The 24,686-nt window shown below is 69.9% G+C and carries 24 protein-coding genes and 1 tRNA gene; 15 read left to right on the forward strand and 10 right to left on the reverse strand.

What is annotated here, in order from left to right; all coding sequences use genetic code 11:
- The first annotated feature begins 19 nt into the window (after positions 1-19).
- Positions 20-1,531, forward strand: a complete 1,512-nt coding sequence (araA, locus tag ABD663_RS13755; RefSeq protein WP_344739479.1) for an L-arabinose isomerase — start codon at positions 20-22, stop codon at positions 1,529-1,531.
- Between the two features lie 35 nt (positions 1,532-1,566).
- Positions 1,567-2,508, forward strand: coding sequence for an aldose 1-epimerase family protein (locus ABD663_RS13760; RefSeq protein ID WP_344739481.1), 942 nt, complete (start codon positions 1,567-1,569; stop codon positions 2,506-2,508).
- Positions 2,509-2,598: 90 nt separating this feature from the next.
- Here ABD663_RS13760 and ABD663_RS13765 read toward each other — a convergent pair whose 3' ends face one another.
- Together ABD663_RS13765 and ABD663_RS13770 are read right to left on the reverse strand one after the other, a co-directional pair.
- On the reverse strand, positions 2,599-2,787 hold the full coding sequence (locus ABD663_RS13765) for a hypothetical protein (RefSeq protein ID WP_344739483.1): 189 nt from the start codon (positions 2,785-2,787) through the stop codon (positions 2,599-2,601).
- A gap of 101 nt (positions 2,788-2,888) precedes the next feature.
- On the reverse strand, positions 2,889-3,728 hold the full coding sequence (locus ABD663_RS13770) for an SDR family NAD(P)-dependent oxidoreductase (RefSeq protein WP_344740250.1): 840 nt from the start codon (positions 3,726-3,728) through the stop codon (positions 2,889-2,891).
- Between the two features lie 119 nt (positions 3,729-3,847).
- Here ABD663_RS13770 and ABD663_RS13775 point away from each other — a divergent pair, with 119 nt between their 5' ends.
- From ABD663_RS13775 to ABD663_RS13795, 5 genes are all read left to right on the forward strand, one after another.
- Positions 3,848-4,402 (forward strand): WXG100-like domain-containing protein, encoded by a 555-nt coding sequence (locus ABD663_RS13775; RefSeq protein WP_344739485.1) that lies wholly within the window; start codon positions 3,848-3,850, stop codon positions 4,400-4,402.
- A gap of 82 nt (positions 4,403-4,484) precedes the next feature.
- A tRNA-Arg gene (locus ABD663_RS13780) sits at positions 4,485-4,557 on the forward strand.
- Between the two features lie 81 nt (positions 4,558-4,638).
- Entirely contained in the window at positions 4,639-5,004 is a 366-nt protein-coding gene (locus tag ABD663_RS13785; protein WP_344739487.1) for a VOC family protein, read from the forward strand.
- Positions 5,001-6,488: an L-serine ammonia-lyase, iron-sulfur-dependent, subunit alpha gene (locus tag ABD663_RS13790; protein WP_344739489.1), complete on the forward strand. Its 1,488-nt coding sequence runs from the start codon at positions 5,001-5,003 to the stop codon at positions 6,486-6,488. Before ABD663_RS13785 ends, ABD663_RS13790 begins: the two co-directional genes overlap by 4 nt.
- 158 nt (positions 6,489-6,646) lie before the next feature.
- On the forward strand, positions 6,647-7,099 hold the full coding sequence (locus ABD663_RS13795; RefSeq protein ID WP_344739491.1) for an Hsp20/alpha crystallin family protein: 453 nt from the start codon (positions 6,647-6,649) through the stop codon (positions 7,097-7,099).
- A gap of 50 nt (positions 7,100-7,149) precedes the next feature.
- Here ABD663_RS13795 and ABD663_RS13800 read toward each other — a convergent pair whose 3' ends face one another.
- Positions 7,150-7,593 carry a MarR family winged helix-turn-helix transcriptional regulator gene (locus ABD663_RS13800; RefSeq protein ID WP_344739493.1) on the reverse strand — a complete coding sequence of 148 codons (444 nt, stop codon included), beginning with the start codon at positions 7,591-7,593 and terminating at the stop codon, positions 7,150-7,152.
- Between the two features lie 43 nt (positions 7,594-7,636).
- Here ABD663_RS13800 and ABD663_RS13805 point away from each other — a divergent pair, with 43 nt between their 5' ends.
- The 3 genes from ABD663_RS13805 to ABD663_RS13815 all read left to right on the forward strand — a co-directional run bounded on the left by ABD663_RS13805 (position 7,637) and on the right by ABD663_RS13815 (position 12,169).
- The gene (locus ABD663_RS13805) at positions 7,637-9,469 is read left to right on the forward strand and encodes a DUF2207 domain-containing protein (protein ID WP_344739495.1); all 1,833 of its coding nucleotides are present in this window, start codon (positions 7,637-7,639) and stop codon (positions 9,467-9,469) included.
- Between the two features lie 76 nt (positions 9,470-9,545).
- The gene (locus ABD663_RS13810; RefSeq protein WP_344739497.1) at positions 9,546-10,511 is read left to right on the forward strand and encodes a TIGR03885 family FMN-dependent LLM class oxidoreductase; all 966 of its coding nucleotides are present in this window, start codon (positions 9,546-9,548) and stop codon (positions 10,509-10,511) included.
- Positions 10,508-12,169 (forward strand): alpha-amylase family protein, encoded by a 1,662-nt coding sequence (locus tag ABD663_RS13815; protein WP_344739499.1) that lies wholly within the window; start codon positions 10,508-10,510, stop codon positions 12,167-12,169. Before ABD663_RS13810 ends, ABD663_RS13815 begins: the two co-directional genes overlap by 4 nt.
- A 15-nt stretch (positions 12,170-12,184) precedes the next feature.
- Here ABD663_RS13815 and ABD663_RS13820 read toward each other — a convergent pair whose 3' ends face one another.
- Positions 12,185-13,642, reverse strand: coding sequence for an HNH endonuclease signature motif containing protein (locus tag ABD663_RS13820; RefSeq protein ID WP_344739501.1), 1,458 nt, complete (start codon positions 13,640-13,642; stop codon positions 12,185-12,187).
- A 1,023-nt stretch (positions 13,643-14,665) separates the two neighbouring features.
- On the opposite strand from ABD663_RS13820, the gene ABD663_RS13825 reads away from it, so the two are divergent.
- A complete protein-coding gene (locus tag ABD663_RS13825) occupies positions 14,666-15,934 on the forward strand; it encodes an endonuclease/exonuclease/phosphatase family protein (RefSeq protein ID WP_344739503.1) in 1,269 nt (422 codons plus the stop codon).
- 8 nt (positions 15,935-15,942) lie between these two features.
- Here ABD663_RS13825 and ABD663_RS13830 read toward each other — a convergent pair whose 3' ends face one another.
- Entirely contained in the window at positions 15,943-16,494 is a 552-nt protein-coding gene (locus tag ABD663_RS13830) for a putative immunity protein (RefSeq protein ID WP_344739505.1), read from the reverse strand.
- A 209-nt stretch (positions 16,495-16,703) separates the two neighbouring features.
- On the opposite strand from ABD663_RS13830, the gene ABD663_RS13835 reads away from it, so the two are divergent.
- Positions 16,704-17,195 (forward strand): GNAT family N-acetyltransferase, encoded by a 492-nt coding sequence (locus ABD663_RS13835; RefSeq protein WP_344739507.1) that lies wholly within the window; start codon positions 16,704-16,706, stop codon positions 17,193-17,195.
- 27 nt (positions 17,196-17,222) lie between these two features.
- Here ABD663_RS13835 and ABD663_RS13840 read toward each other — a convergent pair whose 3' ends face one another.
- Positions 17,223-17,867: a TetR/AcrR family transcriptional regulator C-terminal domain-containing protein gene (locus ABD663_RS13840; RefSeq protein WP_344739509.1), complete on the reverse strand. Its 645-nt coding sequence runs from the start codon at positions 17,865-17,867 to the stop codon at positions 17,223-17,225.
- A 97-nt stretch (positions 17,868-17,964) separates the two neighbouring features.
- On the opposite strand from ABD663_RS13840, the gene ABD663_RS13845 reads away from it, so the two are divergent.
- Positions 17,965-18,936, forward strand: a complete 972-nt coding sequence (locus ABD663_RS13845; protein ID WP_344739511.1) for an NAD(P)-dependent alcohol dehydrogenase — start codon at positions 17,965-17,967, stop codon at positions 18,934-18,936.
- A 6-nt stretch (positions 18,937-18,942) separates the two neighbouring features.
- Here the strand turns inward: ABD663_RS13845 and ABD663_RS13850 are convergent, their stop codons facing one another.
- Positions 18,943-19,551 (reverse strand): TetR/AcrR family transcriptional regulator, encoded by a 609-nt coding sequence (locus ABD663_RS13850; protein WP_344739513.1) that lies wholly within the window; start codon positions 19,549-19,551, stop codon positions 18,943-18,945.
- 78 nt (positions 19,552-19,629) lie between these two features.
- Between ABD663_RS13850 and ABD663_RS13855 the strand changes: the two genes are divergently transcribed.
- On the forward strand, positions 19,630-20,316 hold the full coding sequence (locus ABD663_RS13855) for a DUF899 domain-containing protein (RefSeq protein ID WP_344739515.1): 687 nt from the start codon (positions 19,630-19,632) through the stop codon (positions 20,314-20,316).
- Here the strand turns inward: ABD663_RS13855 and ABD663_RS13860 are convergent.
- The 3 genes from ABD663_RS13860 to ABD663_RS13870 all read right to left on the reverse strand — a co-directional run bounded on the left by ABD663_RS13860 (position 20,298) and on the right by ABD663_RS13870 (position 23,338).
- Positions 20,298-21,068, reverse strand: a complete 771-nt coding sequence (locus ABD663_RS13860; RefSeq protein WP_344739517.1) for an esterase/lipase family protein — start codon at positions 21,066-21,068, stop codon at positions 20,298-20,300. The two genes, ABD663_RS13855 and ABD663_RS13860, sit on opposite strands and share 19 nt — an antisense overlap.
- 38 nt (positions 21,069-21,106) lie before the next feature.
- Positions 21,107-22,789, reverse strand: coding sequence for a glucose-6-phosphate isomerase (gene pgi, locus ABD663_RS13865; RefSeq protein ID WP_344739519.1), 1,683 nt, complete (start codon positions 22,787-22,789; stop codon positions 21,107-21,109).
- Positions 22,790-22,861: 72 nt separating this feature from the next.
- On the reverse strand, positions 22,862-23,338 hold the full coding sequence (locus ABD663_RS13870) for an Lrp/AsnC family transcriptional regulator (RefSeq protein ID WP_344739521.1): 477 nt from the start codon (positions 23,336-23,338) through the stop codon (positions 22,862-22,864).
- Between the two features lie 109 nt (positions 23,339-23,447).
- Here ABD663_RS13870 and ABD663_RS13875 point away from each other — a divergent pair, with 109 nt between their 5' ends.
- Positions 23,448-24,653, forward strand: a complete 1,206-nt coding sequence (locus tag ABD663_RS13875; protein ID WP_344739523.1) for a trans-sulfuration enzyme family protein — start codon at positions 23,448-23,450, stop codon at positions 24,651-24,653.
- Positions 24,654-24,686: the final 33 nt, after the last annotated feature.

Here is a 24,686-nt window from a genome sequence, read left to right on the forward strand (position 1 = left end):
CCGACCCGAAGGACCACCCATGACCCGCACGCCGCTGTCCCCATCCCTCGACGGCCAAGAGGTCTGGTTCGTCACCGGCAGCCAATCGCTGTACGGCGAGGAGACGCTGCGCCAGGTCGCCGAGCAGTCGCACCAGGTGGCGGCCGGGCTCGTCGGACTGCCCGTGCGCGTGGTGTGGAAGCCGGTGCTGACCGACGCCGACTCGATCCGCCGGCTGGCCCTCGACGTCAACGCCCGTGACGACGTCATCGGCGTGATCGCGTGGATGCACACCTTCAGCCCCGCGAAGATGTGGATCGCAGGCCTCGACGAGCTGCGCAAGCCCCTGCTGCACCTGCACACGCAGGCGAACGTCGAGCTGCCGTGGGCCGACATCGACTTCGACTTCATGAACCTGAACCAGGCCGCGCACGGCGACCGCGAGTTCGGCTACATCCAGACGCGCACCGGCATCGCGCGCAAGACCGTCGTCGGACACGTGTCGAACCCGGCCGTGGGCCGTCAGGTCGAGGACTGGCAGCGCGCGGCCGCCGGGTGGGCGGCATCCCGCACCCTCAAGCTGGCGCGATTCGGTGACAATATGCGCTACGTCGCCGTGACCGAGGGCGACAAGACCGAGGCCGAGCTGCGCTTCGGGGTGCAGGTGAACACGTGGGGTGTCAACGAGCTCGCCGAGGCCGTCGGGCAGGCGACGGATGCAGAGGTCGACGGGCTCGTCGACGAGTATCTCGAGCTGTACGACGTGCAGGCCGACCTGCGTCCCGGTGGCGACCGCCACCCGTCGCTGCGCGACGGCGCCGCGATCGAACTCGGGCTGCGGTCCTTCCTGGAAGATGGAGGATTCGGGGCGTTCACGACCACGTTCGAAGACCTCGGGTCGCTCACCCAGCTGCCCGGACTCGCGGTGCAGCGACTCATGGCCGAGGGGTACGGGTTCGGCGCCGAGGGCGACTGGAAGACGGCGATCCTCGTGCGCATCGCGAACGTCATGGGCGCGGGCCTCCCCGGCGGCGCCAGCCTCATGGAGGACTACACGTACGACCTCGTGCCGGGCGACGAGAAGATCCTCGGCGCGCACATGCTCGAGGTCGCGCCGTCGCTGACCACGGCGAAGCCGCGGCTCGAGGTGCATCCGCTGGGAATCGGCGGCAAGGCCGACCCGGTGCGGCTGGTCTTCACCGCCGACCCGGGACCCGCGCTCGTCGTCGCGCTGAGCGACATGCGCGATCGGTTCCGCCTGGTCGCGAATGTCGTCGACAACATCGAAGCGCCCGACCTGCCGAACCTGCCGGTCGGCCGCGCGGTCTGGAAGCCGCAACCCGACTTCGCCACCAGCGCGGCGTGCTGGCTGGCGGCGGGCGCCGCGCACCACACGGTGATGACCACGGCGGTCGGCATCGAGGTGTTCCGAGACTTCGCCGAGATCGCCGGCGTCGAGCTGCTGACGATCGACGAGGCGACCACCGTGCGCGGTTTCCAGCGCGAGCTGCGCTGGAACGCGGCATACTATCGACTGGCCCTGGGGCTCTGACCGCTCCGAGCACCCTCTCGATCGGAGCATCCTGCATGTCCGCAACCCCTCTGTCCGGCACTCAGCACGTCCTTCGAGCGGGCGCACTCGAGGCCGTCGTCGCCAGCGTCGGGGCATCCCTGCGCTCGTACACCGCCGACGGCCGGCACCTCACCGTGCCGTACGAGGCCGACGAGGTGCGTCTCAGCTATCGCGGAGCCACCCTCGCGCCGTGGCCGAACCGCGTGGTCGACGGGAAGTACACCTTCGCCGGCGAGGAGTTCCAGGTGGCGCTCACCGAGCCCGCCCGCGGGCACGCCCTCCACGGGCTCTCGAGCTGGCTCGACTATGAGGCCGTCGAGACCGCAGATGATCGCGTGGTGCTGCGCGCGGTGATCCAGCCGCAGACCGGCTACCCGTGGCGGGTCGCGGTGACGACGACGTTCGCGCTCGACGCCGACGGGATCACGCAGACCGTCGTCGCCGAGAACCTCAGCGACACGGCGGCACCGTGGGGCACAGCCGCGCACCCCTATCTGGTGGCCGGAGACGGCGTCGTCGACGACTGGTATCTCGAACTGCCCGCCGACCGCGTGCTCGAGGTGACGCCCGATCGGCTCATCCCGACCGAACTCGTCGGCGTCGACGCGCACGATCCCGAGCGCTTCGACTTCCGCATCCGCAGGCAGATCGGCCCCACCGAGCTCGACCACGCCTACACGGGTCTGCGCCGGACCGGCGCAGTCACCGAGGTGCGGGTGACGGATGCCTCCGGCCGAGGGGTCGCGATCTCATGGGATGGAGCGTGCCCGTGGGTGCAGGTGCACACCTCCGACAAGCCCGGCAAACCCGGCCACCGCGCAGGCATGGCCATCGAGCCGATGACATGCGCACCCGACGCCTTCAACGACGCGACGTACCCGTTCGACACCGGCCTGATCGTGCTGGAACCGGGAGCGCCCGCGACCGCGTCGTGGAGCATCCGTCCGCTGGGCTGACCGGAGCCCTGACGCGACAGAGGGCCCCCGAGTACTCTCCGAGGCCCTCCGCGTCTTCCGCCGGCGATGCGCCGCCGGGTGGTCCGTGGATCAGCTGTCGCGCAGCTCTTCCTTGATCTCGTTGCGCTTGTGGACCGAGTCGCGCTCGGCCTCGGCGCGCTTGACGTCGGCGTCGGCCTTCATCTCGTCGGCCTTGTCCTCGATGCGCTCAGTGGTGTCCTCCCACGAACGCGAGATCTTCTCGCCGACGGCCTCGGCCGTCTCCTTCGCGTCATCCATGAATCCCATTTCGTGCCCCTTCCCGATCAGCTCAGCGACGACGCTACGCGCGCGTGATCGGGTCGTCACGGGGGTTGCGCGATGGCCCGGTGCTTGCTACTTCACGTGACGGGGGTGGTCGTGTCGACGGCCTCGCGCAGCGGACCCCGCATCGGCGCCCAGTACCGCGTGGGAGTGATCCGCGCGAGCACGTCGACGAGCCGCGCTTCGCGGCCGATCATGGTGCGGGGTCTGCGGCGCAGCGTCGCCTCGACGATGCGGTGGGCCGCGTCAGCGGGCTCGGTGTGGTACATCGCGGCCTGGGCCGCCGCGGCCCGCTGGGCGATCGCCGGGTCGAGTGCGGCCGCGTAGCGCCCGTGCAGGATGATCCCCGTCTTCACGCCGGCCGGGTAGATGGCCCCCACGGTGACCGACGAGTCCTCCAGCTCATGGCGCAACGACTCGGTGAAGCCGCGCACTGCGAACTTGCTCATCGCGTAGGGGATGCGTCCGGCCGGAGCCGCCAGTCCGTAGATCGAGACCAGGTGCGTGATGTGGGCCGCTTTCTGACGGCGCATCGCGGGCAGCAGCGCCTGCGTGATGTTCACCGTGCCCCACAGGTTGACGTCCATGAGCCAGCGCATCTCGGCCATGGTCAGCTGGTCGATCGACCCCAGCATCGACGAGCCGGCGCAGGTGATGAGGCTCTGGATGTGGGGGTGGGCCGCCTCGATGTCGACGGCGAGCGCGGCGACGCCGGCGTCGTCGGTGAGATCGACCGCGTGCACGGTGTGGCCGGTGCCGGTGAGGGAGGCCGCCAGAGATTCCAGACCCTCGGCGTTGCGGTCGACGAGCGCCAGGCGCGCCCCCCGCCGTTCCAGCTCCCGCGCCACCTCGGCTCCCATGCCGCTGGCCGCTCCGGTGATGACGCTGGTAGCGCCGCGTGGGTCGAGTCGTCGCATCCTTGCCACGGGTGTCCTTCCATCGGGGATCCTTCGATTGTCGCCCACGGTGACGGCGGCGCCTGCCCGTCATCCCCAGGCCTCGGCTCGGCTAGCCTCTCCTCAGGAGGATGGGGTCGATGGGACGGACCGCGGATGCGATCGCGGAGGGCGTGGCGATCGCCTATGCCGCAGCGCGGCTGACGATGCGCAACCGCATCCTCGTCGGCGCGATCGCCAACGACGAGCCGTTCGACGCCGAGCGGCTCGCGCCGCAGGCGAGCGAGGTGCTCAGAGCACTCGCCGACGAGCAGGACGCGGCCGCCGACCTCGCAAAGCGGCTGCGCCGACGGGCAGGCGGCAACTACACCGACCCCGACGGCACGCACGACTACCGCGAGCGCGACACCCGCAACCTTCGCCGTCGTGAGCGTCAGTACCGAGGGGTGGCGCACGCCCTGCGCAAGCGCGCCGACGACCCCGCCGACATGGCGACACTCATCGAGCAGGCGAGGGATGCCGCGTGGCACGACGTGGAAGCCAATCTCGAGCGGCGGCTGGCCGTCGAGGGCATGCGGCCCGAGCTCGATCCCGACTACGCGATGATGCGCGCGGCGCGGATGCAGTCGATCCGGCTGATCGATCTCGCCCGGCTCGAGGCCCATCGCCGCGCCGCCATCGCCGCCCCCGACTGAGGCGGCCCTCGTGGATTCGCAGCTCCGTCGGCGGTGGGGTAAGCTTCTCGGGTGCCCTGGCGCCGTTTCGCGCCGGGCATGTGCGCCCGTAGCTCAATGGATAGAGCATCTGACTACGGATCAGAAGGTTAGGGGTTCGAGTCCCTTCGGGCGCGCACTGTGTTGAGACAGTACCGAACGAAGCCCCACGGTCATCCGCGGGGCTTCGTCGTCTGCACGGCCATAGACTGAGCCGCATGGGACTCGTGCAGATCGCCCAGCACGCCGACGACCTGGATCGCGCGGCTGAGTTCTACACCGTGCTGCTCGAACGCGAGCCGGCGGCGCGGTTCGATCCGCCTGGCCTGCTCTTCTTCGACCTCGACGGCGTGCGCCTGCTGCTCGACCGTGAGGCGCCGTCGTCGCTGGTCTACCTGCGCGTCGACAATGTGCACGAGGCGCTCGAGCGTCTCGACGGCATCGTCGACGTCGTCTCCCACCCCCACGTGATCTTCACGCACGAGGACGACACCCTGGGGCCGGCCGACCACGAGGAGTGGCAGGCGTTCATCACCGATTCCGAAGGCAACACCGTGGGTCTGGTCGCCTTCCAGCGCCCGTGAGCGCGTACGTCTCGGCGTTCGAGCTGTTCTCGATCGGCATCGGACCCTCGAGCTCGCACACCGTCGGCCCCATGCGCGCGGCCGCCGACTTCGCCCGCCGTGTGAGCGGATCGCCCGGGGTCGCGCGCGTGACGTGTGTGCTGTACGGCTCGCTGGGGGCGACCGGCATCGGCCACGGCACGCCGGATGCCGTCGTCGCGGGATTGCAGGGACGTCATCCGGACACGGTCGATCCGGACGCCGTGCGCTCGGCGTGGAGCGACTGGCCGGAGGGCCGGGATCTGCTCCTGGACGGCTCTCTGCCCATGCCCTTCGCGAAGTCCGATATCGCCTTCGAGCCGCGCACCCGCCTGCCGCAGCATCCGAACGCCATGACACTGACGGCGCTCGACGCCCGCGGCGAGGTGCTCGCCGCAGACACGTACTACTCGGTCGGCGGCGGCTTCATCCGGCGCGAGGGGGAAGCGGCCGCTGTGCGGCACGCCGTGTTCCCGCTGTCGTTCTCGAGTGCCGAAGAGCTTCTCGCCCTCTGTGACGAGCAGGGCATGACGATCGCCGAGGCGGCTCGCCGCAACGAAGAGGTGCTCCGGTCTGAGGAAGAGGTCGCGGCGGGACTGGACGGGATCTGGGACGCGATGGCGGGATGCGTCGACGCGGGCCTGCACGCCGAGGGGGTCCTGCCCGGCATGCTGAAGGTGAAGCGTCGCGCGGCCGTGATCCGCCGACAGCTCGAAGAAGCCGAGTCCGACGGCCATCGTGAGCTGCCGGGGGAGTGGTTGGGTGCATTCGCGCTCGCGGTCAACGAGGAGAACGCCTCGGGCGGCAGGGTCGTGACGGCGCCGACCAACGGAGCCGCCGGAATCCTGCCCGCCGTCGCGATGTACTGGTGGCGCTACCTGGCCGATTCCGGTCTCGGCGTCGGCAACGCGGTCACACCGCACGGCGAGCTGGTGGGCAGCGCTCTCTTCGGCTTCGGTGCGGCTCAGGCGATCACGACCGGCTCGGTCGGGGTGCCCGAAGAAGCGATCGCCGACGCCAACCGGCGTCGTGGCATCCGGCGCTTCCTGTTGACCGCGACCGCTCTCGGATCGCTGTTCAAGGCGAATGCCTCGATCTCGGGGGCCGAGGGTGGGTGTCAGGCCGAAGTGGGCTCGGCGTGCGCGATGGCTGCGGGTGGACTGACCGCGGTGATGGGCGGTACCAACCGCCAGGTCGAGAACGCCGCCGAGATCGCGATGGAGCACCACCTGGGACTGACGTGCGATCCGGTCGGGGGCCTCGTGCAGATCCCGTGCATCGAGCGCAACGCGATCGCAGCATCGACGGCGGTCACAGCCGCGCGTCTCGCGCTGCGCGGTGACGGGTCCCACTACGTCTCGCTCGATCAGGTGGTCGAGACGATGCGGCAGACAGGCATCGACATGTCGCACAAGTACAAGGAGACGAGCGAGGGCGGACTCGCCGTCAACGTCATCGAGTGCTGATCCTCGAGCCGCCGAGAGTATTGCTCGCCTTACGATCGCGTTCGCTCACAGCGAACGATCTCTCGTTAGCACTCTCGGGGGTCGAGTGCTAATCTGTGAATACCTGAGTCGACATGACTCAACTTCAGACCAGTACATCCACACAGAAGGAGACGAACATGGCCACCTATGACCCGTTCCGCGACCTCGATCGCCTCGCTTCGAGCTTCTTCGACGCGCGCCGCGGACCGCGCCGCATGCCGATGGACCTCTACCGCGATGGCGACCACTACGTCCTGTCCGCCGATCTGCCGGGCATCGACCCGGGTTCGGTCGACATCGACGTCGACGGCCAGCTGCTGACGATCCGCGCCGAGCGCACCCTCCCGTCGGGCGATGGCGTGAAGTGGATCACCCGCGAGCGCGAGGGCGCAAGCTTCCTGCGCCAGCTCAACCTCGGTCAGGGCATCGACACCGAGCGCATCTCGGCCACCTACGGCAATGGCGTGCTCAGCGTCACCATCCCGGTGAGCGAGCAGGCCAAGCCGCGCAAGGTCGCGGTCACCACCGACACCGCGTCGCCGGTTCTCACCGCGCAGGAATCCGACGAGCCCCAGCCCGTCGAGCAGTAACGCGCTCTCCGGATGCCCCGCCCCGCTCCCTCGGGCGGGGCATCCGCGTGTCAGCAGTCGTCGACGCGCGGGCGGCGGAGTTTGGCGGTGAGGTCGCGCAACTGAACGAGTTCGTCGTCGGTCAGCTGCGACATCCGCTCGGCGATCGAGGCACCATGCGCCGAGGCGAGTGCACGGAACAGACGTGCGCCGTCATCGGTCGCCGTCACGAGCGCTCCGCGGCCGTCGATGGGGTCGGCGCACTTCGTCACCAGCCCGCGCGCGACCATGCGGTCGACCAGGCGCGACACGCTGGGCTGGCTGATGAGCATGTTCGCCGTGACGTCGCGCAGTCGGGCGGTGCGGCCCTCGCCGCGCGTGACGGTCAGCAGGACGTCGTACTCGGCCTGCGTGAGCTCGTCGCCGTCGAAGTCGGTGCTGATCTCAGCGAACACCTCGTGCTGAGCGCGGAAGAGGCTCTCCCAGGCGTCGATGGCGAGGCGGCGATCGGTCACGCAGACCAGAGTACGACCATCGCGGGCATCGTAGAGTGTCCGCATGGGGAGGATCGGCCGTTGGCTGACCCGCGGTCTGGGTGCGGCCCTCGTGTTCGCGTTCCTGGGCGCGGGTGCCTCCAGTGCGCTCGCGGCACCGGCAGAAGCTCCGGCCGCACCGGATGCCGCGGTACGCGCCACCCTCGCGGATGTCGACGACTTCACGTTCGACAGCATGGACGTCGAGTACACGCTCGCGCTCGCGGACGACGGTACGAGCGAGCTGCGGGTCGTGGAGCGCTTCGTCGCCGTGTTCCCCGAATTCGATCAGAACCGTGGGATGCGTCGCAGCATCCCGGCCAGCTATCTCGGAGTCCCGCTGTTCCCGAGCCTGGTCTCGATCACCGACGAGGACGGTCGACCCCGGGCGGCCGAGGCAGACTCGGAGGACGGCTACTACTCGATGACGTCGAGGGCCGACGACTTCGTGCACGGCCGCCAGACGTACGTCTTCACCTATACGCTGCGCAACGTCACGCGGAACTTCGACGACTCCACCGGCGTCGACGAGTTCTACTGGAACGTCAACGGCACCGAGTGGCGGCAGCCCTTCGGGCGGGTCTCAGCCCAGCTGGTCGTCGCCCCCGAGATCGCAGCGACGATGACCGGTGCCGCCGCCTGCTACCAGGGCTACGGGGGCTCGACGGACCCTTGCGAGATCGCGGTGACGTCAGCCGGCGCCCATGCCGTCGCGACGGATGTGCTGCCGTTCCAGACGATGACGATCGCGGTGGGGTTCGAACCGGGTACGTTCGCTCCCTTCGACTCCTCGTACTTCGCGTCGGGCTTCGGCTGGGCGCAGGCCGCCGCCGGTGTCGGGCTGGTGCTCGCGCTGGTGTGGGGGATCGCCACGCGTGCGGGTCGCCTGCGCAACTCGCCCGGGCGCCCGACGATCATCGCCGAGTACGAGCCGCCTCAGGGTGTCGATGCGCTCGAGAGCGCGGTGCTGCTCGGCAAGAAGGCCAAGGCGATCCCGGCCGAGGTGCTCGAACAGGCGGTGGTCGGCAGCATCCGCATCGTCGAGGGCAAGCGCAAGTTCTGGGGTGGCGTGCGCCTGAAGGCCGTGCTGCTCGATCCGTCACGGGCGGACGGCGACGGGCGGATGCTGCTGCGCGGGTTGTTCGGCTCGCTGATGACGCCGGGCATGGAGTTCGAGTTCGGCACGCGCGACACACGTCTGTCTTCGGCGGCCCAGCGCATCCTGAAGGCCGCCGATCAGGCGCTGGAGGGCAATGGGCTGCGCCGGCACGTTTCGCCGCTCGCGCGCAGCGGACCGGTGCTGGCAGCGGTAGCGGCGGCGGCGCTGGTGTGGGTGTTCGGATTCTTCGCGATGGGCAACGGCGTCGACGAGCTCATCCCGATCGCTCTCATGATGCTCGCGGCGGTCGTGGTGTTCATCACGATCGGCCTCGTCGCGCATCGCCCGCTCAGCGCAAAGGGTGCGGAGGTGCGCGACCACCTCAAGGGCCTCAAGGTGTTCATCGAGTGGGCCGAGGCCGATCGGATCCGAATGCTGCAGTCGCCCAGAGGGGCCGAACGGGTGCGCGTCGATCCGAATGATCCGCGCCAGATGCTCAAGCTCTACGAGGTGCTGCTGCCGTACGCGGTCGTGTTCGGCCAGGAGAAGCAGTGGGCGAAGGAACTCGCGATCCTCTACGGCGCCGGCAACTCGCCCTCCTGGTACTCCGGCTCGCACGGCTTCAGTGCGTCGTCGTTCTCGTCGGGCATCTCGTCGCTGTCAGCGAGCACCGCGTCGTCGTCATCGACATCGGGCGGGTCGAGCGGCGGCGGCTCGGCCGGCGGTGGGGGCGGCGGCGGGGGCGGCGGCGGAGTCTGATCGACTCGCGGTAGCCGAAGTGACGGCATCGGGCAAGACCCGGTCGATCGTCGGCGAGGTCGGTGACACTCGGGCCATGGTGTTCATCGGATTCCACGCTTCTCACGAACAGATCCCGCCCAGTCGGCTGCTCAGCGATGTGCAACGCGCCGAGTCGGCCGGCTTCGACGGGGCGATGTGCTCGGACCATGTCGCCCCATGGAGCAGGCGACAGGGCGAATCGGGATTCGCGCTGAGCTGGATCGCCGCCGCGCTCGCGCGCACCGACTTCTCGATCGGCATGGTCAACGCGCCGGGCCAGCGCTACCACCCGGCGATGGTCGCGCAGGCCTTCGCCACCCTGGAGGAGATGTTCCCGGCACGGTTCTGGGCGGCCTTGGGCAGCGGCGAGGCGATGAACGAGCACGTGACCGGTGAGGGGTGGCCCGACAAGCCGGTGCGTGAGGAGCGCCTGCGCGAGAGCGTCGCCGTCATTCGGCGGCTGTTCGCTGGCGAGGAGGTCGACCACGACGGCCTGGTGCGCGTGCACCGTGCGCGGGTGTGGAGCCTGCCCGAGACACCGCCTCCGCTGTTCGCGACCGGAGTCAGCCGCGAGACCGCCGAGTGGGCGGCGTCGTGGGCCGACGGCTTCGTCACCGTCGCGCAGCCGCCCGAGGCCCTCGAGCAGGCGCTCGCGGCCTACCGCGCCGCTGAAGGGCGCGGACCCACCGCGCTGCAGGTGCACGTCAGCTGGGCCGAAACCGACGCCGCCGCCTACGCGATCGCCGAGGATCAGTGGCGCAACGGTCTCGTCTCTCCGCCCCGCTCGTGGGACATCGAGCATCCCGACGACTTCGACGCCGCGGTCGGCGAGGTGGACGAGGACGAGCTGCGCGAGACCGTGCTGGTCGACCATGACCCCGCCTCGCTCGCGGAGCGCGTCGCCGGCCTCGTGCGGATCGGCTTCGATCGGGTCTATCTCCACCACGTCGGCCAGGACCAGGCCGACTACCTCGACATGGCCGAATCCGAACTGCTGCCGCGACTGCGGGAGGCGCTGTGAAGATCACCGACACGAGCGACCTGTGGTGGAAGACCGCCGTCGTGTACTGCCTCGACGTCGAGACCTATCTCGACTCCGACGGCGACGGGGTCGGCGACCTGCAGGGTCTCGCCCAGCGCATCGACTACCTGGCACAGTTGGGCGTCACCTGCCTCTGGCTGATGCCCTTCTACCCGACACCGGATCGCGACGACGGCTACGACGTCGCGGACTTCTACGGCGTCGACCCGCGGCTCGGAACCCTGGGCGACTTCGTCGAGGTCGTGCGCACCGCGCGTGATCGCGGCATGCGGGTGATCGTCGACCTCGTCGTGAACCACACATCGGACAAGCATCCGTGGTTCGTGTCGGCCAAGCGCAGTGTCGACAGTCCGTACCGGGACTTCTACGTGTGGCGTGACGATCCGCCGCCCAAGGGTCAGAAGAACGCGGTGTTTCCGGGCGAGGCCGACGGGATCTGGGAGAAGGACGAGAAGTCGGGCCAGTGGTATCAGCACAGCTTCTACCCGCACCAGCCCGATCTCAACGTCGCCAACCCGAAGGTGCGCGACGAGATCGCCAAGGTCATCGGCTTCTGGCTCGAACTCGGCATCTCGGGCTTCCGCGTCGATGCCGTGCCGTTCTTCCTCGAGGTGCCACCGGGCGCGCACATGACCGACCCGCACGAGTTGCTGCGCGATCTGCGTGCGTTCATGCAGCGTCGTTCGAGCGAGGCCATCCTCCTCGGCGAGGTGAACCTGCCGTACGCGCAGCAGGTCGAGTACTTCGGCGGTGAGCAGGCATCCGAGCTCACCATGCAGTTCGACTTCGTCGGGATGCAGTCGATCTATCTGTCGCTCGCTCGCAGCAGCGCGGCGCCGCTGATCGACGCCCTTCAGGATCGGCCCGACCTGCCCGTCGAGGTGCAGTACGCGAACTTCCTGCGCAATCACGACGAGCTGACGCTCGACAAGCTGACCGACGATGAACGCGACGAGGTGTTCGCGGCATTCGCGCCGGATGAGCGGCAGCGTGTCTTCGGTCGGGGCATCACGCGGCGTCTGCCGCCGATGCTGGGCGATCCGCGGCGTGTGCGCATGGCGTACAGCCTGCTCTTCACGCTGCCGGGCACCCCGGTGCTCTTCTACGGCGAAGAGATCGGCATGGGCGAGAACATCGAGATCGATGGCCGCGAGGCGGTGCGTACGCCGATGCAGTGGTCCGCCGATCGCAATGGCGGCTTCTCGGATGCCGCACCCTCGCGGCTGGTCGCTCCGTTGCCGGGTGACGGGTACGCGCCGCAGCACGTGAACGTCGCCTCGCAAGTCGAGGATCGGGAGTCGCTGCTGCACTTCTTCCGCGACCTGACCGCGCGATACCGGATTTCGCCCGAGCTCGGGTGGGGGCGCTTCGAGGTACTTGGCCAGGACGTCGAAGCGATCCTGGTGCATTCGCTCACCGCCGATGTGGGCCGCGTGATCGCCGTGCACAACTTCGCCGATGCGCCGGCGACGACCCGATTCGCCGTGGCAGACGAGCCCGAGGGTGCGACGCTGGTCGATCTGCTGGGAGCGGAGCGGATCGAGATCGGCACGAAGGGTCGAGTCGAGCTCGAAGTCGCGGCATACGGCTATCGATGGCTGCGGGTCTCGCGACCCGGGGATGGGCGGGTGACCTGAGTGGGTCGTCGCGGGTCACGCCGATCGGGCCCGCGCCCGCTCGAGTTCAGTGTGCAGGACGCGGTTGGCCGGCCGCCATCGTCGCCGGGGATCGACCCAGGTCGGCGGTCTGACCTGGGGCACGCCGTCGGCCATCCGGATCAGCCATCCGCTCGTCTCGATCGTCCGGTGGTGGTGCCAGCACAGCAACACGCCGTTGTCGACCGAGGTCGGGCCGCCGCGCGACGCCTCGACCACATGGTGGACTTCGCACCAGGCGGCACGCACGCGGCATCCGGGGATGATGCATCCGCCGTCTCGCGCCGTGATCGCCCGACGCTGGTGACGGTTGAACACCCGGTCGTGCACCGTGAGCCGGACGATCGCGCCGCGCTCGTCGAAGACGACCCTGTGGATCGCGCCCTCGCACCCGATGTGGCGCGCGAAGGCGGCGGGTACGGGTGTTGGGCCGTCTGGCCCGTCGACGAACGCGACGCCGTCGGGACGGTGCAGCTGATCTTCAGCAACGGTGACGACGAGGGTGGGTGCCGCTCCGCCGAGGCGCGGTGCGTCGACGGCTGAGGCTGCCGCGCCGAGGATCGCCGCGAACGCGTCGTGCCGCTTCTGATCGGCAGTGCGCCCGTCGCGGATGTCGTCGTCGGATGCCTCCGAGTCGGCGGGCCCGTTCGTCGCGGGATCGGTGAACCGCGGTCCGCGGTCGTCGCTGCGCGGGTTCGTGTGAGCGTCGAGCAGTCGCTGCAGCTGGGCAGCGACATCGGCGGTGACGTTGCCGCGCAGGGGGAACAGGCCGTTGCGCTCGCGGCCGAGGCGAAACGCGCGCAGCCGCTCGATCGTCTCTCCGGGAAGCGTCCCGTCGGGGTCGAGGAAGAGCGCCCAGGTCTGCGCCATGATCCGCAGCTCGTGGATGCTGCAGGGCGGCGCTCCCTCGTCGTCGCAACCGCCGTCGCGGGCCGGTTCGCCCGTCGCCGCGTGTACGAGCTCGAGCTCTGCTGCCGCGAGCTCGTCGGTGCCGCATCGACCATGCAGCGGGCGCAGCGCGCCGACGATCGTGGTGAGGGCGTCGAGGCTGAGGTGGCCGGCCGTGAACTCCGCCCGTGCGCGGTCGAGCGGCGCGGGTCGGTCGGCGCCGGTCAGCGTCGTCCTCGGGGTGATGGCACGGGCCGTGCGGAGTCGCTCGCGGGCGGTCGCCGTGGAGACGTGCGTGACGCGCTCGACCAGATCGGCGGCGTCCCTCGTGCCGTACCGGGTCGTGATGCGGTCGTCACGGGCCTCGGCTTCGCTGCGCCGCCCGACTTCGCCGGCGAGGGCGACACGCGCGGCATCCGCCCACCGACCGAGGTCTTCGGCAAGTCGGAGCGAGTCGATCAGATCGGTGTCGGAGAGAGTGCGCGGGGTGGTTCCGTGGAGCGCTCCTCCGAGGATCCCGCCCAGCTCAGCGACGGTGTCGCGAAGTGCCTCGAGCGGAAATTCCATACCCTCAGCATGCCCGTGGGTTCCGACATTCGCAGGAACGAAGACCTGATCAGAGCAGGATTGTGGATATCTCGCCGGATCCGCCGGAATCGCGGCGCTGGGGAGGAGGCGATGCCACCATCACGCCCACGGAAACGGGTCAGGGCCGGTCGGAGAGGCTCCCGACCGGCCCTTGTCCCTTGCACCAAGAGTGTCCTGCAATCACATGTCGGCAGCTGCCACAGCAAAACAACTACCGTGCTTGCACTCTATAACGACGAGGTAACGATAGGCAAGCATTTCTCGTTACCTTTTCGTGATCCTCAGTAGTGAGGACTCTTCCTGTCCGATGACAACCCATCTGTAGTTTCGGCCATCGAGTCTGTGGTTGTGACAGACGACCTGTAGTTTTCGCCAACCGATCTGTAGTTCAGGGCGTCAAGCCGGTCGCAGATCGAGTACAACCTCAGCATTAGCAGGACCTCACCGTCACGGTGCTCGTCGCGAGTTCGCTCATCGTTGCTCTTGTCAGCGGACACTCCGCCCTCGCCGCTGGAGTCGCTTCGGTCGTCCTTGGTCTCATGACTCTTGCCGCGCGAGTCAGCGGCGCGCTGAAGGGGCCGTTGCCTCCCGCGCTCCTCGCGCCCATCCCGACGCCGGCCGGCGACCTCGGTGCGGCCGCACGGCTCGCGTGGGCACTCGACGGCGTTCTGTTGACGGCCGCGGCCGGCGCCTCGGTCGCCCTTATCGCGATGTCTCCCTTTGCCGTCCTCATGGTCGGCGTCGCGATCGGTGGGCTCGTCCTACGGCGTTGGCGTCATCGACGGTGACGCACGCGCGCCGCGATCCATCTCACGTCGCAGCCGGCTGGTCTGTCGTTTGTCGGATGAGCATCGGTGACGGAAACCAAGACTGCTCTGTGATCGGGCAGCGGCCGGCACATGAGGGAATCCTCATGGCGTTCACCGATCGTTCTGCTGACAGAGCGCCGTCGCCGTTCTAGCGTGAAGTCGGCCCGCCCGGCCGCGACGCGAAGGAGTCCCCATGCCCACTGCCCGCCGCCTTCTGGTTCCCGCCGCAATCGCCGCAACCTCGGCGCTGCTTCTGGCCGCCCCTGCCGTCGCCGATCCCAAGCCGTCCGACGACCGACCCGCGGCCGACGGTCGATATCAGGCAGAGCCCCTGCGGGTCGCGACGTACAACCTCTCCCTCAACCGCAACGCCGCGGGCCAGCTTGTCGCCGATCTCTCGACCGGCGACAACGCGCAGGCGAAGACGGTCGCCGAGATCATCCAGCGCACCGACCCCGACGTCATCCTCCTCAACGAGTTCGACTACGTCGACGGCGATGTGGCGATCGACCTGTTCCGCGACAACTACCTCGAAGTGAGCCAGAACGGCGCCGACCCGATCGAGTTCCCGTACGCGTTCGTCGCGCCGTCGAACACCGGCATCCCGAGCGGATTCGACCTCAACAACGACGGCGTGATCGGCGGCGGCGACGACGCGTTCGGCTTCGGCTTCTTCCCGGGGCAGTACGGCATGGCTGTGCTGTCGAAGCATCCGATCGACACCGCGAACGTGCGCACCTTCCAGACGTTCCTGTGGAAGGACATGCCCGGGGCGCTGCTGCCCGACGACCCCGCGACCGAGGCACCGGCCGACTGGTACTCGCCCGAGGAGCTGGCGGTGTTCCGCCTGTCGAGCAAGTCGCACTGGGACGTGCCGGTGCAGGTCGGGCCGCACACCGTGCACGTGCTCGCATCGCACCCGACTCCGCCGACGTTCGACGGCGTCGAAGACCGCAACGGCCGCCGCAACCACGACGAGATCCGCTTCTGGAGCGACTACGTCACTCCCGGACAGGGGCGTTACATCTACGATGACCAGGGCGTGAGCGGCGGCCTGAACCCGTCGCAGTCGTTCGTGATCCTCGGCGATCAGAACGCCGACCCGCTCGACGGCGACTCGGTGGATGCCGCGATCGACCAACTGCTCGACAACCGCCGCATCGTCGACCCCCTGCCCACGTCCGTTGGGGCCGTCGAGGCGGCCACTCTGCAGGGCGGCGCGAACCTCGCACACGTCGGAGACCCCGCGTACGACACCGCCGACTTCAACGACAACCCGGCGCCCGGGAATCTGCGTGCGGACTACGTGCTGCCGTCCAGGGATCTGCGCGTGGTGGACGCCGAGGTGTTCTGGCCCGTCCAGGCCGATCCGCTGTCGGCGCTCACCGGCACCTTCCCGTTCCCGAGCAGCGATCACCGGCTGGTGTGGGTCGACGTGCAGGTGCCGCGCACCCCGCGTTGAGGCGGCGTTCAGAGCGGCGGCGGCCGCTCTTCGTCCAGAGCTGCCTGGATGGAGCGGATGCTCGAAGCGAGGTCGCCGCGCGCCAGCAGGCCGGGCCCGAGGGGTCCGGCCGAGTCCGTGCCGAGAGGGGGCAGCCGAGCGAGCGCGGTTCGTGCAGCGGCGGACAGGTGCTCGAGTTGCCAGCGGATCTCTTGGCCGGCCGCAGCGGGATCGTCGGACGCCGCGAGGGTGGCGGCCCTCGCAGCATAGGCAGCAGCACCCAGGGCGTGCGCGCCCATGTGCGCGACAGCGGCAGCCTGTGCCGCTGCCCGCGCAGCGGCCACCGCCTCCGGGGCGTTGACGGCGCCCGCGGCGCGGCCGGCGACGAAGCGGCGACGGATCTCTCCCGCGGCATCGAGCTCGCCGTTCGCGAACGCTCGGGCGCGCGCGATGGCGTCGCGGGGGCGTGGATCTTCCGGCGACGCGAGCTCGAAGAGTGGGAGGACGCGCTCCGCGCAGTCAGCCGCCCACGAGGCGAGCGCCCGCCGGTCGGTCTCGCTGAGCGCCTGTGGAGACGACACCCCACTCACTCCTCGCCGGTTCGCCGGGATTCGCGAGCGCGCGCTGCGTCGTGCGCCTCGCGGGGCCCACGCGCGCGGCAGTCGGCGTTCACCTGTCCCTGCTCGGCTTCGCTCACACTCGCCTCTTCTCGTCGAGGACTCTGTCAGTCAACGCCTCGCATCCGCGGTAGACAACCCCCGCGCGTCGAGCGGGCTGGCACGATGTGTCGATGGAGTTCACCCTTCGTGCTGCCGCGTTCTCCGATGCCGACGAGATCGCCCGACTCAACATCGCCACCTGGCGTGAGGCGTACGCCCACCTGCTTCCCGCCGACTTCTTCACCGAGGAGTTCGCGGCGTCGCGCCACGCACTGTGGGCGAGGGTGCTGGGTGAGCGGCATCCCGACCGCATCGTGCGCGTGGCCGAGGCGGACGGAGCGATCGTCGGCTACGGGTTCGCCGGACCCGCGCTCGGCGAGCCGGGCGCGGAGCCTCCCCGCGATCGGCAGCTCTACGGGCTGTATGTCGCAGCCATCCACCACGGCACGGGCGTGGGGCAGTCGCTGCTCGACGCCGTGCTCGGAGATGATCCGGCGGTGCTGTGGGTCGCGGCTCGCAATCCGAGGGCGATCGCCTTCTACGAGCGCAACGGGTTCGCGCTCGACGGTGAAGAGCAGACCGACCCGATCGCCGGCATCGTCGACGCTCGCATGGTGCGCTGACCACTCTCGGCGGGTCGCGCTGACCGGTCAGTGGGGCAGTCGGCGTGCCAGTCCGTCGAGCAGAAGCTCGAGACCGAAGTCGAAGCCCGACCCCTGCTCGCCACCGTGCAGCCCGATGTGTTCGATGAGGTGGTTCATTCCGGCATCCGTCAGATACGCGATCGCGGCATCGCGCTGTGCGCGCTCGTCGTCGGGATCGCCGGGGGCGAAGTCGAGGGCTTGGATCACGTACCCCTGGATGTACGCCTCGAGAACGTGATGGGCGTGGAACGCCTGCTCGGCGCTGAAGCCACCGCGCCGCAGATGACCGAGGGAGGCGTCGATGTAGGCCATGCGCGCAGGCCCCCCGCTCGATGCCCGGATGCGGTTGGCCCACGGGTGGTGCAACAGCGTGACGAATGCCGAGCGCGCCGTGCGCCGCACGGCGCGCCGCCAGTCCTCCGCCGGTGCCAGGTCGACGTCGGCCCACACGCGATCGACGATGCCGTCGATCACCGCCTGCTTGTTGGGGAGGTGGTGGTAGATCGACATCGCCTCGACGCCGAGCCGGCGGCCGAGAGAGCGCATGCTCAGGCCGTCGACGCCTTCGGAGTCGGCGATCTCGAGGGCCGCGTCGAGGACGGCATCGCGTGTGAGCGGCGCGCGCGCGGGGCGGTCGGCGGCTTCGGGCATCCGTCCTCCCTTGACGAACTTACGGCGTAAGCCTACTATCGAGACGTAAGCCATACAGTGTAAGGCCGCCGTGTCGCGGCGAGAGATGGAGAACAGGATGCGCGCGATCACGCGTCAGCGCTATGGAGGACCCGAAGCGCTCGAGCTCACCGAGAGGCCCGTGCCCGAGCCGACCGAGGGGCGGGTGCGACTGGCGGTGCGGGCGTCGTCGCTCAACCCCTTCGAGTGGCACCACATGCGCGGACTGCCGCTCATGATGCGTCCGATGTCGGGCTGGCGGGCTCCGCGTGACGAGCGGCTCGGCGTCGATGTCGCCGGCGTGGTGGATGCCGTCGGTCCTGGCGTCGAGGGGATCGCCGTCGGCGACGAGATGTTCGGCGGCGCCGCGGGCGCCCTCGCCGAGTATGCCGTCGCCCGGGCCGAGTATCTCGCGCCCAAGCCGCCCTCGGTGACGTTCGAGCAGGCAGCGGCCGCGCCGCTGGCCGGTCTCACGGCTCTGCAGGGACTGCGCGACCACGGACGGATGACGACCGGGGCGCGCGTGCTGGTGCTCGGCGCCTCCGGCGGCGTGGGCCACTACGCGGTGCAGCTGGCGAAGGCGCTGGGCGCCGAGCGCGTGGTCGGCAGCTGCAGCGCGCGCAACGCATCGCTGGTGACAGACCTCGGTGCGGATCGGGTGCTCGACTACGCCGCCGGCGACGTCGAGGCGCTGGACGAGCAGTTCGACGTGATCCTCGACATCGCGGGCGGCACGCCCATCGCCTTCCTGCGTGGGCGCCTCGCCCCGGGCGGCAGCCTCGTGCTCATCGGCGGTCCCGCGGGTGGTGCGGTCCTGGGCCCGGCGAGCCGCATGTTCGGCGGACTGATCACCAGCCGGTTCCGCCCCGAGCGGGTCGTCAACTTCACCGCGCGCTGGTCGGGCGCCGACATCGCGGTGCTCGGCGAGTTCCTCGCCGACGGGCGCCTGCGCTCGAGCATCCATCGCGTCGCACCGCTTGCCGAGACAGCCGCGGCGCTCGCCGAGGTCGAGGCGGGCCACGTGCCCGGCAAGCTGGTCGTCGTGCCCTGACCCGCCTCAGGCCAGCAGGCCGTCGATCGCGATGTCGACGGTGCGGGACGCCGCCTCCCGCAGCTCCTCCGCCGAGACGCCGCGCAGGGGACCGCCGAGCGCGAGCAGCGCGAACCCGTGGACGGCCGACCAGCACGGCCATTCGGCGTCGGGCCGACGTGCGGCATCCAGCGCGCCCTCGGCGACCAACGCGTCCAGCGCGGCCGACAGGGCGGCGAAGGGCGCGGGCACTCGGTCCGGTTCGATCCTCTCCTGCAGAGCACCGGGACGGCCGAAGGCCAGATCGAACCAGCCGGGCTCGCGCAGCGCGAAGCCGATGTAGCCGAGGCCGACGGCGCGCAGGCGATCGCGGGCCGAGGTCGAGGGGGGCGGTTCGGCCACCTGCATCCCGTCGGCCACCCTCTGCTGGACGCGTTCGGCGACCGCCGACAGCAGGGCGTCGCGGTCGGCGAAGTGGCGATAGACCGCAGTGGGCGATACGCCGACGCGTCGCGCGGCGTCTCGCAGGGCCAGTCCGTCCGCTCCGCCGTCCCGCGTGAGTTCGAGCCCCGCGCCGATGAGCGCCTCGCGCAGGTCGCCGTGGTGGTACGACCGCGGGGAGTCGGCGTGCGGCATCCTCACCCCTTGACCTCGGACCGGCAATGTGTACAGTGTCAACATAGCGCACCGATCATGCCGACCGAGGGAGACACGATGACCGCGACCGCACGCCCGCCCGTCGCCGACGCCGACGCCTGGCGGGCAGAGCTCGATGCCCTTCGGGTGCGCGAGAAGGCGGCGACGCGCGAGCTCGATGCGATCGCCGCGCAGCGGCGCCGGCTGCCGATGGTCGAGCTGCCCGAGTACACGCTGGTGGGCGTCGACGGGCCGGTGCGCCTCGCCGACGTCTTCGAGGGGCGCACGCAGCTGATCACGTACCACCACATGTGGCACGAAGGAGCGCAGTGGCAGTGCGGCGGCTGCACCGGCTTCACCGCCCAGTTCGACCGGCTCGAGTTCCTCGACGCCTACGACGCCCGTTTCGTCATCGTCACGCAGGGCCCGATCGACGAGGCGCTCGAGTACAAGCGCCGCGTCGCGAACCGCATGCAGTGGTACTCCACCGCCGACAGCCCGTTCGGCGCCGACATGGATGCACCGCCAGACGGCGGCTTCGCGGTGAACGTCTTCCTGCGCGACGGCGACACCGTTTACCGCACCTGGCACACCAACGGTCGAGGCACCGAGCGACTCTCGTATCAGTTCGGCCTCATCGATCTGCTGCCCTACGGCCGGCGCGAGGAATGGCAGGACTCGCCCGAGGGGTGGCCCCGCACGCCGACCTATGAAGGATGGCTCGAGTCGAAGGACATCGCGCGACTCTACGGCCCCGGCGACTGACGCGCGACCGCCGCGAGGTGGCGCACGCCGTCGATGGCCGCCTCATGCGTGCTAGCGGCGCCGAGCACGCGGAAGTGTCCGGCTGTGGTCACCTCGACGTTCGTTGCGCCGACCAGAGCGCTCCCCTCGAGGATGTGCGGATCGTAGGGGCCGAACACCGACACGATGCGTCCGTTCACCCCGGATGCCTGACCGAGCGCGACGATCGTCTCGTTGCGGGGCAGGAAGGCCCGGATGCTGGGATCGACGAACAGCGCCGCGCGGCGGGAGCCGCCGAACGGCGTGGCGATCGCGACCACGCCGAGCAGGTCGCCCGTCGCCTCACCGTTCTCGGCGGCGACGAGCACGCTCTTGCCGATGAGGCCGCCCTTGCTGTGGGCGACGATCACGCGACCGGCGGAGGGCGCCGGTCGCGACGCGAGCAGCCGGGCGAGCCGCTCGCCGGTGGCTGGGATGCTGCGACGATTCATGCCGAGCCCGTGCACGACCGTCACCCGGTGGCCGCGCGCGGCAAGTGCGTCGCCAAGCGGGCGCAGGAACGTCCAATGCTCGTATACGCCGGGGACGAGCACGATCTCGGGCAGGGCGGCGTCGCCCGCCTGCCAGCCGTCCGGCACGGGGCGGGGTCGTCCGATGGTCCAGGGCGGCGTCAGCACCGCGAGCTGACGGCGCCCCGCATAGAAGTAGTCGGCCGCCCACCACAGCCCGCGCCGGATGGCGGGGATGCGGCGGCGGGGCGAGGTGTCCGTCATGCTCGGCAGTCTAGAGATCCCGCGCCGGCGGGCACCGGTCAGCCCTCGCGGTGGGCGGCGTAGTAATCCAGCAGCGCGCGGGTCGAGGCATCCTGCGCGGCGAGCGCGTCGGCGTCGCCCTCGATCGCCGGGGCGATCTGCAGGGCGAGCTGCTTGCCGAGCTCGACGCCCCACTGGTCGAACGAGTTGATGCCCCAGACGACACCCTGCGTGAACGTGATGTGCTCGTAGAGCGCCACGAGCTGGCCGAGCACGGCGGGGGTCAGAGCGGGCGCGAAGATCGAGGTCGTCGGTCGGTTGCCGGCGAATGTGCGGGCCGCGACGAGCGCGCCGGTCGTGCCCTCGGCCTCGACCTCGGCAGCGGTCTTGCCGAACGCCAGGGCCTTGGTCTGTGCGAGGAAGTTCGCCAGGAACAGACCGTGCACATCGCGGCTGCCGTCATCGAGGGGGTAGGCGGGGTTCACGAAGGCGATGAAGTCGGCCGGGATGAGCCGCGTGCCCTGGTGGATGAGCTGGTAGAAGGCGTGCTGGCCGTTGGTGCCGGGCTCGCCCCAGAAGACCTCGCCGGTGTCGGTGGTCACGGGCGAGCCGTCCCAGCGCACCGACTTGCCGTTGGACTCCATGGTCAGCTGCTGCAGATAGGCGGCGAACCGGTGCAGCTGCTGAGCGTAGGGCAGCACCGCGTGCGACTGCGCCCCGAGGAAGTTCGTGTACCAGACGTTCAGCAACCCCATCAGCACGGGCACGTTGTGCGAGAGGGGAGCCGTGCGCACGTGGTCGTCGACGCTGTGGAAGCCGGCGAGCAGGTCGCGGAACGCGCGGGGCCCGAGAGTGATCACCAGCGACAGCCCGATCGCCGAGTCGACGGAGTAGCGGCCGCCCACCCAGTCCCAGAAGCCGAACGCGTTGTCGGTGTCGATGCCGAACGCGGCGACCTTGTCGAGCGCCGTCGACACGGCCACGAAGTGGTGAGCGACGGCGTCGGTGCGGGATGCCTCGTCGTCGCCGATCGCGCCGTTCTCGGCGAGGCGCGACCACAGCCAGTCGCGCGCGAGACGCGCATTGGTGAGGGTCTCGAGCGTCGTGAAGGTCTTCGACGCGACGATGAACAGCGTCGTCTCGGGGTCGAGGTCGGCTGTCTTCTGGGCGATGTCGGTGGGGTCGATGTTCGAGACGAAGCGGGCTTCGACACCGGCATCCGCGTAGGGCTTGAGCGCTTCGTAGATCATGACCGGGCCGAGATCCGAGCCGCCGATGCCGATGTTGACGACAGTGCGCACGCGCTTGCCGGTGACGCCCTTCCACTCGCCCGAGCGGACGCGGTCGGCGAAGGCATCCATCGCGTCGAGCACCGCGTGCACGTCGTGGTCGACGTCCTGCCCGTCGACGACGAGCGCAGGGGATGCTCCGGCGGGCCGCCGGAGGGCGGTGTGCAGCACCGCACGGTCTTCGGTGGTGTTGATGTGCTCGCCTGCCAGCATCGCCGCGTAATGGTCCGCGACGCCGGTCTGCTCGGCGAGGCGCACCAGGGCGGCCAGCACCTCGTCGGTGACGAGGTTCTTGGACAGATCGACGTGCAGGTCGGCGAGATCGAAGCTCAGGCGCTCGACTCGGCCGGGGTCGTCGGCGAACCAGCCGCGAAGGTCGGGTGAGAACCCGTCGCGCAGCGAGGCGAGCTCGTCCCAGGCGGGCGTGGTCGTGGCATCGATCGGAGCGCTCATGACAATGAGGGTAGCCGGGGTCGCGAAGCCGCGACATCGGTGTGACGACGACAGGTCGGACGGGGCCGTGGCTCAGTCGAGCAGCTGCAGCCATCCGTCGGCGTCGGCGTGCTCGAAGACGAGGTTGGTCTCGGTGTGGGCCACCGCGGGATGCCCTGTGAGGTGCGTGAGCACGAACTCGCGCAACTCACCCGAGTCGCGTGCGAGCACGTGCAGCAGGTAGTCGTCGGCGCCGGCCATGTGGAAGAGGGCCATGACACCCGGGAGCGACGAGGCCATCGCGCGGAACGCCTCGATCTCGTCGCGGTTGTGCTTGGCCAGTCGTACCGCGATGAGCGCCTGCACCGTCGCGCCCAGCACATCGCTGTCCAGCTCGACGCGGTAGCCGCGGATCACCCCGGATCGTTGGAGTCGCCGCATTCGCAGCGATACGGTCGACTCCGCCACGCCCACGGCGGCCGCCAGGGCGGCTCCCGACGCTCGGGCGTTGCGAGAGAGGGCGCGCAGCAGCGCCCGGTCGGTGCCGTCGAGTTCAATGTCGTTCGACACGGATGCCTCCTCGGTGGGCGTGATCGCAGGATACGCGAGGATCAACGTCGATTACGCGGTTTCTGCGACATCGATTGAATGCAGATGGCGGATCTGCTGAAATCACACCATGTCACAGAGGATCGAAACACGCGCGGTGCACGGTGGAATGCAGGGACTTCGGGCTGCCGGCGGGCATGTGCCCCCGATCGACCTGTCCACGACCAATGCCCTTGCGGACGTGGAGGTCGGCGGTCTGTCCTACGAAGAGCTGGCCACCGGTCACGACCTCGGCGCCGGGCGCAGCGCGGTCTATCAGCGCCTCTGGCAGCCGGGCGTCGCGCGTTTCGAGGAGGCGCTCGCCGACCTGGAGGGCACCGAGGCCGCTGTGGCCTTCGCGAGCGGCATGGCCGCGCTGTCGGCCTGTCTGATCGCGATCACCTCGGCGGGAACGCCGCATGTCGTCGCGGTGCGTCCGCTGTACGGCGGTACCGACCACGTGCTCGAGACGGGCCTCCTGGGCACCGAGGTGAGCTGGGCCGACGCCGATGACGTCGCCCGCCACGTGCGGCCCGACACCGGTCTCGTCGTGATCGAGACCCCGGCGAACCCCACGCTCGAACTCGTCGACATCGCCGCGGTCGTCGCCCAGGCCGGCGATGTGCCCGTGCTCGTCGACAACACGTTCGCGACACCGGTCCTGCAGCAGCCCGCTCGCCTCGGTGCGACGCTGGTGCTCCACAGCGCCACGAAGTATCTCGGTGGTCACGGCGACGTGATGGGCGGGGTCGTCGCCGCGCCGCAGAGGTGGGTCGAGCGCCTGCGCCAGGTGCGTGCGCTCACCGGCGGGCTGCTGCACCCCTTCGCGGCCTACATGCTCCATCGCGGACTGCGCACGCTGCCGGTCCGGGTGCGCGCCCAGCAGCAGACCGCGGGTGTCCTCGCCGAGCGTCTCGGCCGGCACCCCGCCGTTGCACGGGTGCTCTACCCGGGTCTGCCGGGCCAGGATCCGGCCGGCCTGCTCGGGCGCCAGTTCGAGGGACCGGGGTCGATCCTCGCAATCGAGTTGGTCGGCGGCTACCGGGCGGCGGCGATGGTCGCGGAGTCGTGCGATCTGATCACGCACGCCGTCTCGCTCGGCGGCGTCGACACGCTCATCCAGCACCCCGCGTCGCTCACGCATCGACCCGTGGTCGCAGCCGCCAAGCCGGGGGCCGGGATCGTGCGGCTCTCGGTCGGGCTCGAGCACGTGGATGATCTGACCGACGATCTCACGCGTGCCCTCGATCGTGTGATCGCCGACTCGCACGCCTCCGAGCTCATCGGAGTCGGCTGAACGCCCCAGCCCGGTGCGGAGGGCGGCAGGATG

The sequence above is a fragment of the Microbacterium awajiense genome (genome assembly GCF_039536545.1).
Classification (GTDB): domain Bacteria; phylum Actinomycetota; class Actinomycetes; order Actinomycetales; family Microbacteriaceae; genus Microbacterium; species Microbacterium awajiense.